The 16,972-nt window shown below is 44.4% G+C and carries 12 protein-coding genes and 1 tRNA gene; 10 read left to right on the forward strand and 3 right to left on the reverse strand.

Annotated features, from left to right (window positions below; all coding sequences use genetic code 11):
* Positions 1-194 precede the first annotated feature (194 nt).
* Positions 195-278: transfer RNA gene (locus tag DBX26_RS20445), tRNA-Leu, on the forward strand.
* A gap of 33 nt (positions 279-311) precedes the next feature.
* The gene (locus DBX26_RS20450; RefSeq protein ID WP_014233545.1) at positions 312-923 is read left to right on the forward strand and encodes a DUF2913 family protein; all 612 of its coding nucleotides are present in this window, start codon (positions 312-314) and stop codon (positions 921-923) included.
* Between the two features lie 26 nt (positions 924-949).
* On the opposite strand, the gene lhgO is transcribed toward DBX26_RS20450, so the two are convergent.
* The gene (lhgO, locus tag DBX26_RS20455) at positions 950-2,194 is read right to left on the reverse strand and encodes an L-2-hydroxyglutarate oxidase (RefSeq protein ID WP_065300681.1); all 1,245 of its coding nucleotides are present in this window, start codon (positions 2,192-2,194) and stop codon (positions 950-952) included.
* Positions 2,195-2,903: 709 nt separating this feature from the next.
* On the opposite strand from lhgO, the gene brnQ reads away from it, so the two are divergent.
* Together brnQ and DBX26_RS20465 are read left to right on the forward strand one after the other, a co-directional pair.
* The gene (gene brnQ, locus DBX26_RS20460) at positions 2,904-4,214 is read left to right on the forward strand and encodes a branched-chain amino acid transport system II carrier protein (protein WP_118120750.1); all 1,311 of its coding nucleotides are present in this window, start codon (positions 2,904-2,906) and stop codon (positions 4,212-4,214) included.
* 107 nt (positions 4,215-4,321) lie between these two features.
* Positions 4,322-5,542 (forward strand): GGDEF domain-containing protein, encoded by a 1,221-nt coding sequence (locus tag DBX26_RS20465; protein ID WP_118120751.1) that lies wholly within the window; start codon positions 4,322-4,324, stop codon positions 5,540-5,542.
* A gap of 71 nt (positions 5,543-5,613) precedes the next feature.
* Here DBX26_RS20465 and DBX26_RS20470 read toward each other — a convergent pair whose 3' ends face one another.
* The gene (locus DBX26_RS20470) at positions 5,614-7,650 is read right to left on the reverse strand and encodes a PhoX family phosphatase (RefSeq protein WP_118120752.1); all 2,037 of its coding nucleotides are present in this window, start codon (positions 7,648-7,650) and stop codon (positions 5,614-5,616) included.
* Positions 7,651-7,950: 300 nt separating this feature from the next.
* Between DBX26_RS20470 and DBX26_RS20480 the strand changes: the two genes are divergently transcribed.
* The 3 genes from DBX26_RS20480 to DBX26_RS20495 all read left to right on the forward strand — a co-directional run bounded on the left by DBX26_RS20480 (position 7,951) and on the right by DBX26_RS20495 (position 11,190).
* Positions 7,951-8,289 carry a YggL family protein gene (locus DBX26_RS20480; RefSeq protein WP_014233538.1) on the forward strand — a complete coding sequence of 113 codons (339 nt, stop codon included), beginning with the start codon at positions 7,951-7,953 and terminating at the stop codon, positions 8,287-8,289.
* A 1,500-nt stretch (positions 8,290-9,789) separates the two neighbouring features.
* Positions 9,790-10,695 carry a 30S ribosomal protein S6--L-glutamate ligase gene (gene rimK, locus DBX26_RS20490; protein WP_014233536.1) on the forward strand — a complete coding sequence of 302 codons (906 nt, stop codon included), beginning with the start codon at positions 9,790-9,792 and terminating at the stop codon, positions 10,693-10,695.
* A 66-nt stretch (positions 10,696-10,761) separates the two neighbouring features.
* Positions 10,762-11,190 (forward strand): RimK/LysX family protein, encoded by a 429-nt coding sequence (locus DBX26_RS20495; protein WP_014233535.1) that lies wholly within the window; start codon positions 10,762-10,764, stop codon positions 11,188-11,190.
* A gap of 40 nt (positions 11,191-11,230) precedes the next feature.
* On the opposite strand, the gene DBX26_RS20500 is transcribed toward DBX26_RS20495, so the two are convergent.
* Positions 11,231-11,962 carry an MBL fold metallo-hydrolase gene (locus tag DBX26_RS20500; protein ID WP_162889779.1) on the reverse strand — a complete coding sequence of 244 codons (732 nt, stop codon included), beginning with the start codon at positions 11,960-11,962 and terminating at the stop codon, positions 11,231-11,233.
* A 549-nt stretch (positions 11,963-12,511) separates the two neighbouring features.
* On the opposite strand from DBX26_RS20500, the gene speA reads away from it, so the two are divergent.
* The 3 genes from speA (at position 12,512) to emrD (ending at position 16,797) form a co-directional block, all read left to right on the forward strand.
* The gene (speA, locus tag DBX26_RS20505; RefSeq protein WP_024373026.1) at positions 12,512-14,422 is read left to right on the forward strand and encodes an arginine decarboxylase; all 1,911 of its coding nucleotides are present in this window, start codon (positions 12,512-12,514) and stop codon (positions 14,420-14,422) included.
* Between the two features lies 1 nt (position 14,423).
* Positions 14,424-15,350 (forward strand): agmatinase, encoded by a 927-nt coding sequence (speB, locus tag DBX26_RS20510; RefSeq protein ID WP_014233532.1) that lies wholly within the window; start codon positions 14,424-14,426, stop codon positions 15,348-15,350.
* Between the two features lie 241 nt (positions 15,351-15,591).
* Positions 15,592-16,797 (forward strand): multidrug efflux MFS transporter EmrD, encoded by a 1,206-nt coding sequence (gene emrD / locus DBX26_RS20515; RefSeq protein WP_020334640.1) that lies wholly within the window; start codon positions 15,592-15,594, stop codon positions 16,795-16,797.
* Positions 16,798-16,972 lie beyond the last annotated feature (175 nt).

Raw genomic sequence — 16,972 nt, forward strand, 5'->3', positions numbered from 1 at the left:
CGTTAATGTCCATATCTAAATCAGGGCTATAAGTAAAATTCCTTTGGCTAAAAAAGCGGAAAACGGCCAATAAATGCGCAATCAAACTAGAATGGCCAAAAATGCTTAACTTTACACTCGCCAAGAGATGGAATTTGGTTATACAATTTGAATCGCTTCTTTCCGAAGCCTCTGTAACTACAGAGCATCATGATGCCGAGATGGTGAAATTGGTAGACACGCTAGCATGAGGTGCTAGTGCCTTTGGTGTGAGGGTTCGAGTCCCTCTCTCGGCACCATTATCCTTCTTCTTTTGATTTCGTTTGAGAGTAATGCAAAGTTCTAAGCAGGCAAGACCATCCGCAGATGCAAACCAACTTCTGAGCGAACTTGCTGTGCATGCTTTACTGCATCTACACTTTAAAATTCATGCTTCTTCTCGCCCTATCGCTTTAAAAGAACGTAATGATCTGCTGCAAAAATGGCTTAAACCAAAGCTGAAAAGCAATCGCTACAAGCTGATTAAAAAGCCATTAAAGTCGCTGACTCAGCAAGCTAAAGGGGAAAACGGTAATCTAGAAGTATTGCTGGAACGCTGTGTGGGAGCAGACAAGCCAAGTAACCCTCAGCCACATTTAGATAGCTACCTGCTACTTATTAATGAAATCGAAAAGAAATTAGGCACTACCGTATTACTCTCTCGTCCGGAGGATGTCGATCTGTCGCATGATCAACATGGCTGTCTGCTGTGCGTCCTCTCTGAGAACTTAAACCAGCATTTCGACGACAATAATGCCCTGATCGCACCTATTTCGATGCTTTTCCGTGGCCCTATGAGTCAGCGTTCACTATTCCTTGGTAGTATTTACGCCAACAACACGTTTAATTACGCTGTTCAATATCAAGATGAGCAGTTCGTACGTATTGCTCTCGAGCTTGCATAACCCGAGAGCCTCTCACAAACATCTCATCAATAGCGCTCTTCGCCTATATCGACTTTCGCTTTTATCTTCGCATCGATTTTATCGCAAATGTATTCTCCGATAGGTATTGCTGACGTTGCGGCTGGTGACGGCGCATTACACACATGCAGGCTACGAGCAGTCTCTGCAAACAGGAAGTCATGCACTAATGTGCCATCGGATAACACAGCCTGAGCCCGAATACCTGCTGGGTGAGGTTTAAGATCTTCAACTTGGATAATGGGGCAGTATTTGTTGACCAGCTGTAAGTAGCCAGACTTCCACCAAGAGTTCTTCAGCTCTTCTAAACCCGTTTTAAAATGTTTTTTCGACACTTTCCAAAAGCCGGCAAAGCGTAGCATTCTCCATGTATCTCGAAAACTGAAGTTCAATTTAGCGTATCCTTCTCGCTTCCAGCCTTGAACCGCATTCGGCCCCACAGTAACAGAGCCATCGATCATGCGAGTCAGATGAACGCCTAAGAACGGTAAGTCAGGATCGGGAATGGGGTAAATAAGATGATTCACAACATGATTGTGTTTGCTGTCCAGACGATAATATTCACCACGATACGGGATGATTTGAAAATCGGTCTTAATCTTCATCATTTTAGTCATGCGATCAGCCATCAGCCCGCTGCAAGTCATCAACATCTTGCAGTTCAGTTGCATCGACTGGCCGTCAGAAACACAAGTAAGCTGTACCTCTTGATCTTTTTCTTCAATCGCAACCACTTGAGTACGCAAGCTAACTTGCCCACCGAGCTTTTGGAACGCTTTCGCCATGTGTTTCGTCACTAATCGATAGTCAACAATACTTGTGTCTTTGACATAAATCGCGCCTAACCCCGTGATGTTTGGCTCCGCCAGCTTTAACTGCGCTTGATCAAGTAGCTCAACTTCGATGCCATTGATGTGGCAACGTTCATAGAGCGCATTCATTCGCTCGACTTCCTGCTCACTGGTCGCCACTAAAAGTTTGCCACAGTTCTCAACCGGAATGCCGTGCTCGGTGCAGAATGCGATGGTAGCCTCAACGCCTCGTTTACAAAATTCGGCTTTCAGGCTGCCCGGAGCATAGTAAACACCAGCGTGAATCACGCCACTATTGTGTCCGGTCTGATGCATTGCGAAACCAGACTCTTTCTCCACCAGCAAAATGGAACGATCAGGATGACGCTGTTGTAATTGCCAAGCGGTAGACACGCCAACGATACCACCGCCGACGACAATATAGTCATAAACTGATTTCATACGACCTCAAATAAAAACCCAGAGTTAAGACTGCTGCAACTTAAATTACCGCCACTGTAAACAAAATTGACAGAGAATACCGCGTAGCCTGCCACACGAAACAACATTGGTTTATCCGACATAAGAAATTGTCACGGCTCTCCAGGGTCACTATGAAAAATACACCCCGAACTACGCTTTCATTAAAATTGTGCTGAAAAAATGTCTTCATCGTAAAGCACAGATTAGGACAATGGGAATCTGCTTACCTTTTGAACAATTTGTTGTAGCGAAAAAATCCAAATGGAGAGCAGAAAGCCATAACCTAAAATGCCAAGCCAAAACCTAGTAGTTATATATTCCAGTTTAACTCTAAAAAACCAGTTTATAATCCCAACCTAAAAACAAACCTTAACCGTATCAACTTATTTTCCTCTGCAGGGTTGTGCCAAGGTCGTAATGTTCGTTAGTGTAGCGATAAGCCAAGGCAAACGTGTCCCTTGGCATTTTTCACTATATAAGGATCTCTCATGTCAGCGACCATGCAATCAACATTTGCATTAAAACGCCCTTCAGGTGTTGCTGCTGCGATCCTCCTGCTCTCTCTGAAACTGATTCAGGGCTGACAGGCAATACCACACTTTCTGTCAGCTTGATAAGAAGCTGACGGGTCACTACACACTCCCCATTCCTTTCAGTTTCTTTCAAGCGAAACACAAGAGGAATAACAATGTTAAGCGCACGCAATATCGCTGCTTTAGGCTTTATGACTTTCGCCATGTATTTAGGCGCGGGTAATCTTATCTTCCCTCCATTCTTGGGGTATCTGGCTGGCGAAAACTTTCTCAGCGGTATGGCAGGCTTTCTTTTGACCGGAGTGGGATTACCTGCAATGGCATTGGTGATCGTCGCGATTGTTAATGGCTCAGATAAATTAACCGCTGCTTTACCCAAACCATTAGCCACCAGCTTTTGGGTAATGGTCTTCATCGTCATTGGTCCGGCATTCGTAATTCCACGCGCTATTACCGTGGCTTATCAATTTAGCTTTGCGCCGATGCTTGGTGATGCAGCATTAATCCCCTTCACCGCCGTGTTCTGCGTAGTTACCATTTTGTTTGCCCTATATCCCGGTAAGTTGATAGACAATCTCGGAAAAGTTCTGACACCCGCTTTAATGGCAATCTTAATTGTCTTGTCAGTGACGGCTCTGGTCTACCCTGTGGGTGATTCCACTCACGCAACGGGACCATACGTAGGAGGTGCTTTTGCAGAAGGCCTGACTCAGGGATACATGACGATGGATGCACTGGGATCAATTGGCTTTGGTTGGATCATCTTCCGCGCAATTAGAAGCATGGGAATAAACTGCCGAAAAGCAACGGCAAAATACACTTTAATCGCCGCTCTTATGTATGCCGTTGCCATGGCGTTTGTGTATATTTCTTTGGCTTACATTGGCTCGACGAGTACTTACCTGGGCAATGAATTCAGTAACGGTGGTGAGATTCTAACAGCGTTTACTTTCAGTCATTTTGGCGCTTTTGGCTCGCTTTTATTAGGCGCAGTCATGGTCTTAGCCTGTTTGACAACGGCTATTGGTGTCACCACGGCAGGAAGCGAGTTCTATGACAAGACCTTTAATAAAGTAAGCTACAAAGGCAGTGTCATCACAACAATGGTATTGGCAGGATTGATTGCCAACGTTGGACTAGAACAACTTCTGGCAATTACCTTACCGGTAGTGGTTGCCCTTCATCCAGTCGCGATTGCCTTAATGATGATGGCTCCACTGCGTAATAAAATGTCCCAACTAATGGTGGTGTTCACAGCGTTCATCGCACTACTATTTGGTTGTGTCGATGCAATGCATATTCTGGGTAATATGCCTGAATCCATTGATCAATGGATGAGCGCTCACCTGCCTCTCTACAATGATTTTGCCAGTTGGATTGTACCGAGCGTCGTCATTGCTGGGCTCGGCCTGTTGTTTAAACCAAACGAAAACAAAGGGGAGACTCTGGCGTTGGTCAAAGAATAGCGGTTACACATAAGACAACTATATATAATTAAGTTAATATATTAGGGGCTTATTTGTTAAACTCAGGTAAAGGAGTTACCTGAGTGATAACTCATTACGGAGCGCCTATGGACAATCACTATTTAGATGTAAGAACACTTAACTTTATTGTTATTTTGTTTTCTTGCATCTGTTCTATTAGCCTCCTATGTTACCAATACACACAGAATAAAATAAAAGGATTGAGCACTTTTTCTGTCTCTTTGTTGTTTATTGGTCTCGGACCATTTTTGCTTGGACTCAGAGATTCCGCTCCCGACTGGGTCACCATTATCGTGGCCAATACGCTTATTTTAATAGGCTTCTTACTCACGCTTTATAGTGTGAGTATTTTCCGTTCTTTTCCTCTTAAACTCGCCCACATTATGGCGTGTTTTATCCCCTTGATTAGCGCCTCATTTTATTACTTCACTTTTTACGAACCTTCGGTCAAAAGTCGCGTTATCTACCTAAGTGTTTATCTGTGTTTGGTGACATTATGCAGTGGCATTGCGATGCTCAAAGGTAAAGAAAATGATCTAAACCTTCCTGTAAAAACCATGGCCTATTCTTTCTTTTGTTATAGCGCTTTTATGGGAACAAGAGCACTTTGGAGTATATTTGCACCAGAGATGGCTAGCTTTATGAATGCAGGCGTTATCCACCAACTTACTTTCTTATTTAGTATCTGTCTGATCGTTGCTTTAAGTTTTAACATTTTGTGGTTAATTAATGCTCGCCTTGTTGCATCGATTAATGACTTATCTCTACGCGATGCGTTAACCGGTCTCTACAATCGCAGAGCATTGGAAGATATCGTTCCGTGTCTGCTCAAAGACGCGAGTAAACATAACCTTCCTGTTAGTGTCGTGATGGCCGATATTGATCGATTTAAAGCAATTAACGACCAATTTGGACATACTGCTGGCGATCAGGTGATGGAAAAGATAGCCAACATACTTAAAAAACAGTTGCCTGAATCCGCATGTGTCGTTCGTGTGGGCGGTGATGAGTTCTTGATGATTATTTTAGACAAATTAGATCAGGCAAAAATTTTTTCAGAGCAAATTAGAACGGCGATAGAAAATGAAACATCCCTTCAGTCATTTGAGTTCAAAATTACGATGAGTTTTGGGGTCAGTGAACTCGTACAAAGCAGTACGATGGACAGGGCACTGACTCAAGCTGATGTCGCGCTATACCACTCTAAGCATTCTGGCCGTAATCAAGTTACGCTTTTTGGTCAATATCATGACCTCCCAGGGGCTCCTATGCACACGCTCACCAGCACACTTTCTCTTTCTAAGTAGATTTCTGCATTGATTACAAAACAAAAAGCCCTGCACAAGCAGGGCTTTTTAAAACCGTTTACAGGCGGCAGTTATACTGCGATTTCACCACCGTCTTCACGGCGAATCACAACTGTCGATGCACGAGGACGAACCGTTGTACCAGCAGGTGTTTCTTCTGCTGCATCATCGCTGTATGGCCAGTTACCCGGGTGCTGGATATTTACAAACAATGATTTGTAATCTGGGCTAATGGTAAAGCCAGTCACTTCACAACCGTTTGGACCAACAAAGAAGCGTTTCAGTTCGGCTTGGTTATCCACACCAATCGTCGCTTGGTCGCCATTTTCATCCGTCAGTTTCGATGGTACGACTGCCAACATTTGGTCGTTGGTGTAAGAGGTCACTTCGTCTGCACCGTTATCCGTTTGAATCCAAAGGATGCCACGGCCATCGAAAGACAAACCATCCGGGCTTGCGAACTGGTTTAACTCCGTTAGGCTTGAGCGGTTAGTGTCAGCATCACCATTTGCTGGTGAACCAAACACAAAGATATCCCAGCTAAACTCGGTAGCAGAATCGCCTTCATCCCAGCGAATCACGTGACCAAATTTATTGTTTAAGCGTGGGTTTGCCGCATTGGTATCTTCTGTACGACGAGTATTGTTAGTCAGTGTCAGATAAACCGTGCCAGTAAATGGGTCTACAGTACACCACTCCGGGCGGTCCATCGGCGTTGCACCCACTAAGTCAGCAGCGCCTGCAGTGTTGAGAATGATTTCTGCTAAAGAGTCAAAATTATCCGCCAGTGTGCCACCAGAGGTTGTGACGCTATCTAGCGTTAGTGGCAGCCATGTACCTGTACTGTCTTCATTGAAGCGCGCAACATAAAGCGTGCCTTCATCCATGTACTTATCACCTGTTGCCAGGCGATTCGCTGGGTTTGCATCAGCAGGGTCCCAGGCAGCAGCTGATTCAAATTTGTAAAGATATTCAAAGCGAGAGTCGTGACCAGAGTAGAATACAACCGGCTTACCTTCTTCCAGCTTACCGAATGCACAGCCTTCGTGACGGAAACGACCTAGCGCAGTACGTTTTTTCGCACGAGAGTTTTGCGTGTATGGGTCAATTTCAACAATATAGCCATGGCCATTAGCTTCGTTGCGGTAATCGTCACTTGAGCTTGCGCCTGTCGGTGCTAAGTTAAAACGAGTGAACTCATCCAATCGCTCTTCAGCGTTACCAGCTAGAGTTTCCCATAAGTAGCGAGTGCTTCCTGACTCAATGCCAATACGATCTTGCTCTTCTGTACGAGTACCCGCGTTAACGAAATAGCCTGGCCAGTTCTCTTCACAAGTTAGGTAAGTTCCCCAAGGTGTGTATCCGTTACCACAGTTATTCAGCGTACCTCGAGCTTGGCTGCCGTCTGGAGAAAAGCGTGTTACCGTCAATTCAGTGTGCGCAACTGGACCAGATAGATCCATCACTGTCGCACCCGTGTAACGGCGGTTAAGTGGATCAGCATCAACCAGTTTCCACATGTTGTCTTCTAGTTGGATACGAACCACAGATACACCGTGAGCATTGATTTCTTTACGAACTTCGTCAACGATGGTGCGAACATTGTTCTCAACCGTTGGACCATTCGGATGCAGCGCTGTTGTATCAATGTATTCATGGTTGATACATAGCAAGCCATCAGTCGTGCTGTCATTCAATGGGAAGAAATGCATACCGTCGTGATGCATGCCTAATGCGTTAAGCTGGTCAGAACTGGTGTTTGAACCGTCATTTTTCCATGCGTTACCCTGAGCATTTAGAGGTGTCCCCCACGGAACCAATACCTGCGCGGTGTAACCTGATGGAATAGAAACTGCGTCCGTTAACGAACCAGGAATCGATTCAAAGTTGAGTACTGCTTTTGATACTCCAGACGCAGCACTTGTCGAAGTACCTGAGCTAGATGAATTACACCCAGCCAAGCCAAAAGCACCAAACGCAGTCATCGCACTGATGCCCAAGCCGCCTTTCAAAATGCTACGACGAGATAGACTCGCTTCTAATACTTCTTCAAAAGGTTTGTTATTGCTGTGGTTAAAGCGCGTTGCGTTGAACGTTTCCTTACTCATGATCTCACTTTCCCAATATTTGATTTAATTTTAAATTAGATTTTATAAGTAGTTGAACGAGGGGAAGTTTGGAGAAACATTGTGACAATAATAATTAAGATAAATGAAGGTTATGTTGCTGAATTATTTCTTCACCAAATCGACTCTAGCGCGGTTAAACACTCTATCAATACGGAAGAATACGAGACTTCGCTTGCACAAAGAACAACCAAACATGTCGTATTAATAGAATTTTACTTGGGATATGGTTCTATAGAAGGTATAACGTGTGCGTAATAAGATCATCTACGAGAGATAGTTATGAAATTAGAAAAAATCGATAACAAAAGCCGTCGTATCCGTAAAAAACTGTTCTTAGGCGAATTCGCAATCCTAGGGTTCGAAATCAGCTGTGAAACAGACATCAATGACTTCGACCGCTACGATGTATTCGTTGATGACTTTGTTGACTACATTGACGGTTTGGGTCTGTGCTTTGGCGGTGGTGGTCTGGAACTGTTTGAAGGCTTCCTGTGCTCAACTGAGCGCTACGGCAATGCAACTGAAGAGCAAAAAGCGCAAGTTCTGGCTTGGCTGGAAGCACGCCCTGAAGTAAAAACTGCAAAAGCTGGCGAACTGGTAGATGCCAACTACTTGTAATTCCAGACAGGGAAACTGAGCTAGGAAATTATACAAAGGCTGATCTTCGGATCGGCTTTTTTATTTTTTGTATGAAGGAAAGTAACGCTAGGAGGGTATTTTAGAGCTGGCAATTGCTGGGAATATTGTATTCCACTGCCAGCCCATTGACGTCGAAAGTAGTTAACTATGATTTTTTAGCTGTCTCATCTTTCGCATCTTTCCAATACTGAATACGAACACGATGTAACTGAGCTCTTCTCATCTTTTTCATAGTAATCTCCCTTATTTATATAAGTAACGCTCACGTTGAGCTTATTGTCTAAGGTTTGCAATTCCGTTAAATCTATATAGGAATCAACCAATTAACCGTGACCAAATTCACAACATAATGACAATAATGGTCTTTTTACTATCGATAATATTTGAGCAAATAAAATATTATCTTCCTTACACGGTCAACCTACTCACCTGATATGACAGAAAAATGGCAATCAAGTTCCTTCTTTTTACTGTCACCAAATCTTAATAAGAATTTCCGAGGTGGAATATAATCAATTACCACACTCTTAACGCAAAAGTCTAGCACTCAGAGATAAAAACCTGCGATACAACAAAGTCTTCCATTGAACTCACTTATTACTTCTCTTAGAACAATGAAAACTTTGCTCAGCAGAGAATATTGATCTCCCAGGATATATAGACCGGTTTGTGATCGAGAGCAAATCAGCCAGTTCATCCAAAACCCTCATACTTACGATATTAGCCCAATAACTTGTGCGAGATCTCTTACATAGCGTGTAAGCAAATGGATTAAAGCACACTAAGATTAAAGCCAGAAAACAACATTAAATTATTGTTTATAAATAAAAATAATTTCATTCATGCAATCGATTTCAAAAATAATTGCAAATAGAGGATTGAGTCAAAACCACAAACCATGAATACTGAGTGTGTCGACAGGATGTTGGCAGGAACAGGAAAAAGCCTAAAGGATTAGGTATCTTCAGGATGAAGATTTGATAGCTTAGGATGAGTTGTCAGCAAGGATGTAGTTAAGCTCTAGGATAGAGTTCGCCCGTCAGGATGACAGGCTAGAATGGACACCGCTAGGAAGGCGATGAACAGGGAACTCGGTTAAAGGACTTAGCCATTATCAAGGATAGATGCAGGGAGCACCTATTTAGTAGCCGGATTGCTGCGAAAAAGAATAAGCCCCGTCTGGGAAACCAGGCGGGGTTTTATCATTTTTACCACCCATCATCGTTGCTCTTTGCTAGAGATTACCCATCGTAATTCGCTCCAGTTCGATAAAAAATATTTGTCGTCACGACGAGTTTTTTTCGTTTTCATCTGCCAGCGAAAAAATCTAATGTGCACACCCTCAACGACGTGGTTGTCCAACCACCATTCTAACTCGTTGAAGTATGTAGGTTATGTCATATCAATATCATCAGCCTGCTGCATTCTATACTCTATACTTATATTTTTAACCTGGTACTGACTTACAAAGGAACAGCCATGCGTATTGCTATTCTCTCTCGTAATGAGAATTTATATTCAACCATGCGCCTAAAGCAAGCAGGCGAAGAGCGTGGACATCAAATTGATGTTATCGACACTCTGCACTGCTACATGGACATTACGAGTAACAACCCTAAGATTCGTTATATGGGTGAAGAATTGCCACAATACGACGCGGTTATTCCACGTATCGGCGCTTCAATCACTTTCTACGGCACAGCTGTGGTACGCCAATTCGAAATGATGGGTACATTTTGTGTCAATGAATCGGTAGCGATCAGCCGTTCACGTGACAAGCTACGTTCTTTGCAGCTTTTATCTCGCAAAGGCATCGGCTTACCACGTACTGGTTTTGCTCACCACCCTGACAACATTCAGGACGTGATCAAAAACGTTGGCGGTGCTCCTCTGGTCATTAAACTACTTGAAGGTACTCAAGGTATTGGTGTTGTTCTTGCTGAAACCAATAAAGCAGCAGAAAGTGTGATTGAAGCCTTTATGGGCTTAAAAGCGAACATCATGGTTCAAGAGTTCATTGAAGAAGCTAAAGGCGCTGACATTCGCTGTTTCGTTGTGGGCAACAAGGTGATTGCAGCAATGAAGCGTCAGGCAAAAGAAGGTGAGTTCCGCTCGAACCTTCACCGCGGTGGTTCTGCTCAACTTGTCAGATTGAGTAAAGAAGAACGTGCAACGGCGGTTAATGCAGCAAGAGTAATGGGCTTAAACCTATGTGGCGTAGACATCCTGCAATCGAAAAACGGTCCTGTAGTGATGGAAGTGAACTCCTCACCAGGTCTTGAAGGCATCGAGTTAGCAACAAATAAAGACATTGCAGGGATGATTTTCGACTTTATCGAAAAAAACGCAAAACCAAATTCAAACCGTACTCGCGGTAAAGGTTGATCACTATCCAAACAGTATAAAGAGGTGACTTCGCCTCTTTATGCGACCCGTCGCTAGGATGACACTATGAATCAGAAAATTGTCATTGGGAATGCCGAAGCAATCTGCTTACCAGAGTTAGGAATTCCCCATCTTGAAGCTCGTATTGATACTGGGGCGCAAACATCTTCTCTTCACGTCGATAATATCGAGTGCTTTGAGAAAAACGGCCGTTCGTACGTAGAGTTCGATCTTCACCCGGATGTTTATCACTTAGAACAGGTCGTTCGTTGTACAGCGCCATTAAAAGCGAACCGTAAAGTGAAATCCTCAAACGGGACGTTCGAGCACCGCTGTGTGATCACTACAATGCTACGCATGAACGATCAACAGTGGCCAATAGACATTACGTTGACTAACCGCGAAAACATGACGTACATGATGCTGCTAGGTCGTCAGGCAATGGCAGATAAAGTGTTAGTTGATCCAAGCCAGTCACACTTGTTAGCGCCATAACGCTATCGTATAGATGAGTGACCCTTTTACAAAATGTCACTCATCTCTTGTTTCTCCGCAACAACACACTCAACAACCCTTTCGCTTTTATTTTCGTTGCTCGCCAATGGGTATGCGGCTTGGTCGGCGCTGTATCCAGAATATGCCGATAGGCTTTTTCATCCAAAACCACTTCCCCTCCATGCGCAAGCAACAAACAGCTTGGTTGCAGTTCAAAAACCCGTTTAACGGAAAGACGATATTGATTGGGGTGAAAGATAGGAAACGGTGCAATTAAGTGCTTCTTCACTTTTACTATCAGATCCGCGACGTACAACACGCTCTGCTCCGCATGATAGACCGATAAATCTCTGTCGGTATGACCCAGCGTTTCTAATACCTGCCAATCTTCAAAACCAGGAATAGTTTCACCGTCCACCAGCTCAATATCTGGATTCAGTTTCCTTGAATACCACAGGTTGCGTTTGGGTTTGTGCATTCGATTTGCCATCCACCTAGCCAACGCCAAATCCGTCAAATGCATCAACCAACCATCAATACCGCTATACCACTGAACGTCACGTTTGGCCGCCAACACTTTGCACCCTGTCAGAGCTCTAAGCTTATGCGCCGCTCCCGCATGATCCGGGTGCATGTGGGTTACGACCACCAGCTTGAGATCGGTAAATGGTCGCTTAAGTTGATACTCAATAAAATCTTTAAGATGAGGGATATCAGCTCGGCTTGCACCATCAAGCAACATGAGTTTATCGGCGTACTCGGCCAGGTACATGGTCTGTATGTACCCCTGAATTCTATGTAGCTGCAAAATCTATCCTTATACTGTTTTAAGACCGCATCCTTGCTGGTCAGACCAACTATAACAGTAGAAACATTAAATTGTTAAATATATGTTGTCCAAGTTAATTTGACACCAGTAACAGCACTCCGAATCCCCCCTCAAGAAGTAAACTGGGTATAAATATTTACACCAATCTTCGACAACAAAGCCTAATCGATAAGATAGATTTTAATCATTAGACTCTAAACAAATTTTGTCCGTTAATGCGCGCACACGGAGTTCGTGTCAGGGTATGAGGTGATACCAATCGTAGCAAATAACTGGTCATTCTAGCTGGTTAAAATGTTCGATAACTGCGTTACAATTTTTGACTGTAGAGTAACTACTTATGAAAAAGTTGTGCCTTGTTATCATGCATTTTTCCTGCGCTATTTCTGATCACTTACTCACTGTGATTGGTATTAATGCCTCATGAATTGCTTTTTGGTACTTTTCCTTCTAATAAATTAAAGGGTTAAGTACATTTTTGTGAGAATTGAGTTGGAAAAAGCAACGAAATTAGACCGCATTCGCGCGGACTACAACGTTCACTACTGGAGCCAAGGCTTCTACGGTATCGATAACCAAGGCGAGGTATACGTCTCTCCTCGAAGTGACCGTGCACATCAAATCCCTTTCAGTGCCATTGTAAAAGAGCTAGAAGCGAAGCAGCTGAACTTGCCTGTTCTCGTTCGCTTCCCACAGATCGTGCATCAACGTGTGCATGGTCTTTGTGATGCTTTCAACCAAGCGATTGAAGATTATCAGTATCCGAATAAATACTTGTTGGTATACCCAATTAAGGTAAACCAGCAACGTGAAGTGGTTGATGAAATACTCGCCAGCCAGGCAGAGCTCGAGACGAAACAACTCGGCCTCGAAGCTGGCAGTAAACCGGAACTATTAGCCGTACTGGCCCTGGCTCAACAAGCTAGCTCCGTGATTGTCTGTAATGGCTATAAAGATCGTGAATACGTGCGCCTTGCGCTGATTGGCGAAAAGCTCGGACATAAAGTGTTTATCGTCTTAGAGAAGCTATCAGAGCTTGATCTGGTACTGCAAGAAGCAGAAAGCTTGGGCGTACAGCCTCGATTGGGTCTGCGTATTCGCCTTGCTTCTCAGGGAGCCGGTAAGTGGCAATCAAGTGGTGGCGAAAAGTCCAAGTTTGGTCTGTCTGCATCACAGGTGCTGAGTGTGATTAACCGCCTGAAGAACAGTGGTAACCTCGATGCTTTGCAATTGGTGCACTTCCATCTTGGGTCACAAATGGCGAACATTCGTGATGTACGCAACGGTGTGAATGAGTCTGCACGTTTTTACTGCGAGCTGCGCGCAATGGGTGCCGGCATTGATTACTTCGATGTGGGTGGCGGCTTAGCTGTAGATTATGACGGAACACGTAGCCAATCATCCAACTCGATGAACTATGGCCTTGCTGAATACGCACGAAATATCGTCAATACGGTTGGCGATGTATGTCAGCAATATGAGCAGCCGATGCCGGTGATTATTTCTGAGTCCGGTCGCTCTTTGACGGCGCATCATGCCGTGTTGGTATCCAATGTAATTGGCACAGAAGCTTACCAACCTGAAGACGTGTTTGCTCCAGCCGATGATGCCCCTTTGTTGCTGCAAAACATGTGGCGTAATTGGGAAAACTTGCAAAACGGCACTGACGCTCGAGCACTGATTGAGATTTACAACGACACGCAAAGTGACTTGGCAGAAGCACATTCTAATTTTGCAACTGGCGTAATTAACCTAGAGCAACGCGCTTGGGCAGAACAGCTGTCGCTACGCATTTACTTCGAATTGAGTCGTAAGATGAGCACGAAGAACCGCTTCCACCGTCCTATTCTGGATGAGTTGAGCGAACGTCTCGCAGACAAGTTCTTTGTCAACTTCTCGCTCTTTCAGTCTCTACCAGACGCATGGGGGATCGATCAGGTATTCCCTGTATTGCCGCTTTCTGGTTTAGGCGACGCCGAAGAACGTCGAGCAGTTATGTTGGACATCACTTGTGACTCTGATGGTGCGATTGATCTTTATGTTGATGGTCAAGGTATAGAAAGTACGTTACCAGTTCCAGCGTGGACCAAAGATAAGCCATACCTGCTGGGCTTCTTCCTAGTCGGCGCATACCAGGAAATTCTTGGTGATATGCACAACTTATTTGGCGACACCCACAGTGTGGTTGTTAACGTAGAAGAGAACGGTGAGTTTGAAATTAGCTACATCAACGAAGGTGATAGCGTAGAAGACATGATGCGTTATGTTCATATCGACGTTGAAGCGATTCGAGATAATTACAAACAACTGGTTTCAGAACGAGTTGAAGCCGGTGAACAAACACAAATCCTTGCTGAACTGGAACAAGGTTTGGTGGGATACACCTATTTAGAGGATTTCTGATATGAATGATTTGTTTACTAAAACTGATTATTCGCTTTACTCCAACTCAATGTCGTTTCTGCGTCTTCCGTACATTAAAAATCCGGTGACTGCAGAGGCAGACGTTGTGGTACTCGGCGTTCCTCTCGACATGGCAACATCTGGTCGTTCAGGGGCTCGCATGGGTCCGGATGCTATCCGTCGCGCTTCGGTGAATTTAGCCTGGGAAGGTAAAAAATTCCCTTGGGATTTCAACGTATTTGATAAGTTAACCGTCATTGATTCCGGAGACTTGGTCTTCGATTGCGGTGACGCAGAAGACTTCACTTACCGTTTGGAAGCGGCGACAAGCGAGATCTTAAAAAGCGAGAAAACAATGCTTGCACTGGGGGGGGATCATTTCATCACCCTTCCGATTCTGCGTGCTTATGCGAAACATTATGGCGAAATGGCGCTAGTTCATTTCGATGCTCATACAGACACATACGCGAACGGCAGCTCATACGACCACGGTACGATGTTCTACCATGCACCGAAAGAAGGGCTAATTTCTGCAAAGAACTCAGTACAAATTGGTATTCGTACTGAATACAAACAGCAAGATCACGGCTTCAACGTTATTAATGCGATGCAAGCCAATGACATGTCTGTGAATGAGATTCTAGACGAGATTCGTCGTACCGTTGCTGATAAGCCAGTATACGTTACCTTTGATATAGACTGCTTAGATCCAGCATTTGCTCCGGGAACGGGAACGCCGGTTTGCGGCGGTTTAAATACTGACAAGGTGCTTAAAATCATTCGTGGTTTGGCTGGCATGAATATCGTAGGCATGGACGTGGTAGAAGTATCACCACCTTATGACCAAAGTGATGTCACCGCATTAGCAGGCGCGACCATTGCTCTAGAACTGCTGTACGCTTACGCATCAGGTCGAGAACAAGCATAAATTTTTCAAAGGGAGCATTCGCTCCCTTTTTTGTCTTTTCGCACACCAAACTTTCGGATTATTTTTTCTAATCCAAATCATAGATTTTAATCTTGCTTGACGACAAAAGTTTAGATTGCCAAGCACAGATTCAAGCACTAATATCTCGCACGAATCATCCCCTAATATAACAAATTACATTAGCACTCTTTATGGAGAGCTAAGGCTTCTTACACCTTAAATTTATTGGAGATACACGTAAATGCCGGCTTCGTTTCCATTAGTGAAACTTACGTTTTTAATCGCAATATTGACTGCCGTAGGTCAGATGACCCAAACGATGTACGTGCCTTCAATCGGTCATATGGCGAGTGAATTTTTGGTTTCTGCGTCTTCACTTCAAGCCGTTATGGCCTGTTACTTGATCCCATATGGCTTGTCACAGTTTGTGTATGGTCCGTTGTCCGATCGCCTTGGACGTAAACCAATTATTATTGCTGGCTTGCTCATTTACATCGTGGGGACGTTAGTCGCTCTATTTACCCACCAGTTTGAATGGTTCTTAGTCGGTAGCTTTATCCAGGGCTTGGGCATTGGCTGTGGTGGCGCGATGGCACGTATCTTAACTCGTGACTGTTTTGAAGGTGCAGAATTACACCGTGCGAACAGCTTGATCAGCATGTGTATCCTCTTCTCACCTTTGATGGCCCCATTACTGGGTGGCTATTTAACAGAAGCGTTCAGTTGGCGTTCTAGCTACCTATTTCTCGCGCTATTTGGTATTGCTGTGGTCATTACCATGATGACGAGCATGATGGAGACTCTCCCTGTCGAAAAGCGCAAAAATGAGCCAGTGACTAAGAGTTATCAATATGTTTTATCCGATAAACGCTTCCAAGGTTTTTTGATCTGCCTTGTGGCCACATTCGCGGGTGTGGGCGTCATTGAAGCAGCTGCAGGTGTGCTACTAGGCGGCGTGTTGGGATTACCAGCGACAACCGTCAGCTTGCTGTTTATTATTCCGATCCCGGGATACCTGATCGGTTCAGGCTTATCGAGCTACATCGCTCAGCGCCGTTCAATGCGTCGAGCCCTCAATGTTGGTCTGGTTGCCATTTTTATCGGTTCAGCCGTCGTGTTGATCCCAGGCCTGTTTGGCTTAACGACCGCGTTAACCTTGATTGGCGGCGCTACTATTTACTTTTTGGGTGCCGGTATACTCTTTCCGGCAGCCACAACTGGGGCGATTTCTCCGTTCCCATACCATGCAGGTACTGCGGGTGCGACGTTGGGCGGTATGCAAAACTTGGGCGCGGGTATCGCAACCTTACTTGCGTCACTATTCCCTGCTCAGAACCAAATGCCTCTGGGTATTTTGATGATGGCGATGTCAGTTATAGCAATGCTCGGGCTACGCTGGGTTAATCGCACGCCGGATCATTCCAACCAAGTACCACAGGTTATATAACCAAACTCAATATGCATTTTCTTAGGGACATACTATGCAGTATGTCCCTTTTTTGTACTCACATTCCAAAAGACTGTTTGCTTTGTATAACAACTGCTTACACAATGAAGTTTCATATCGATCACTGGAAGATCAAAAACATCGGTAACAAACCTAAAAGCACGCTCAAGCCATA

The organism is Vibrio sp. dhg (assembly GCF_003443775.1).
GTDB lineage: Bacteria > Pseudomonadota > Gammaproteobacteria > Enterobacterales > Vibrionaceae > Vibrio > Vibrio natriegens.

Bases quoted from the DNA above. Each gene is read 5' to 3' on its own strand.
- DBX26_RS20450 (WP_014233545.1), top strand. From the start codon at position 312: ATGCAAAGTTCTAAGCAGGCAAGACCATCCGCAGATGCAAACCAACTT.
- lhgO (WP_065300681.1), bottom strand. From the start codon at position 2,194: ATGAAATCAGTTTATGACTATATTGTCGTCGGCGGTGGTATCGTTGGC.
- brnQ (WP_118120750.1), top strand. From the start codon at position 2,904: ATGTTAAGCGCACGCAATATCGCTGCTTTAGGCTTTATGACTTTCGCC.
- DBX26_RS20465 (WP_118120751.1), top strand. From the start codon at position 4,322: ATGGACAATCACTATTTAGATGTAAGAACACTTAACTTTATTGTTATT.
- DBX26_RS20470 (WP_118120752.1), bottom strand. From the start codon at position 7,650: ATGAGTAAGGAAACGTTCAACGCAACGCGCTTTAACCACAGCAATAAC.
- DBX26_RS20480 (WP_014233538.1), top strand. From the start codon at position 7,951: ATGAAATTAGAAAAAATCGATAACAAAAGCCGTCGTATCCGTAAAAAA.
- rimK (WP_014233536.1), top strand. From the start codon at position 9,790: ATGCGTATTGCTATTCTCTCTCGTAATGAGAATTTATATTCAACCATG.
- DBX26_RS20495 (WP_014233535.1), top strand. From the start codon at position 10,762: ATGAATCAGAAAATTGTCATTGGGAATGCCGAAGCAATCTGCTTACCA.
- DBX26_RS20500 (WP_162889779.1), bottom strand. From the start codon at position 11,962: ATGTACCTGGCCGAGTACGCCGATAAACTCATGTTGCTTGATGGTGCA.
- speB (WP_014233532.1), top strand. From the start codon at position 14,424: ATGAATGATTTGTTTACTAAAACTGATTATTCGCTTTACTCCAACTCA.
- emrD (WP_020334640.1), top strand. From the start codon at position 15,592: ATGCCGGCTTCGTTTCCATTAGTGAAACTTACGTTTTTAATCGCAATA.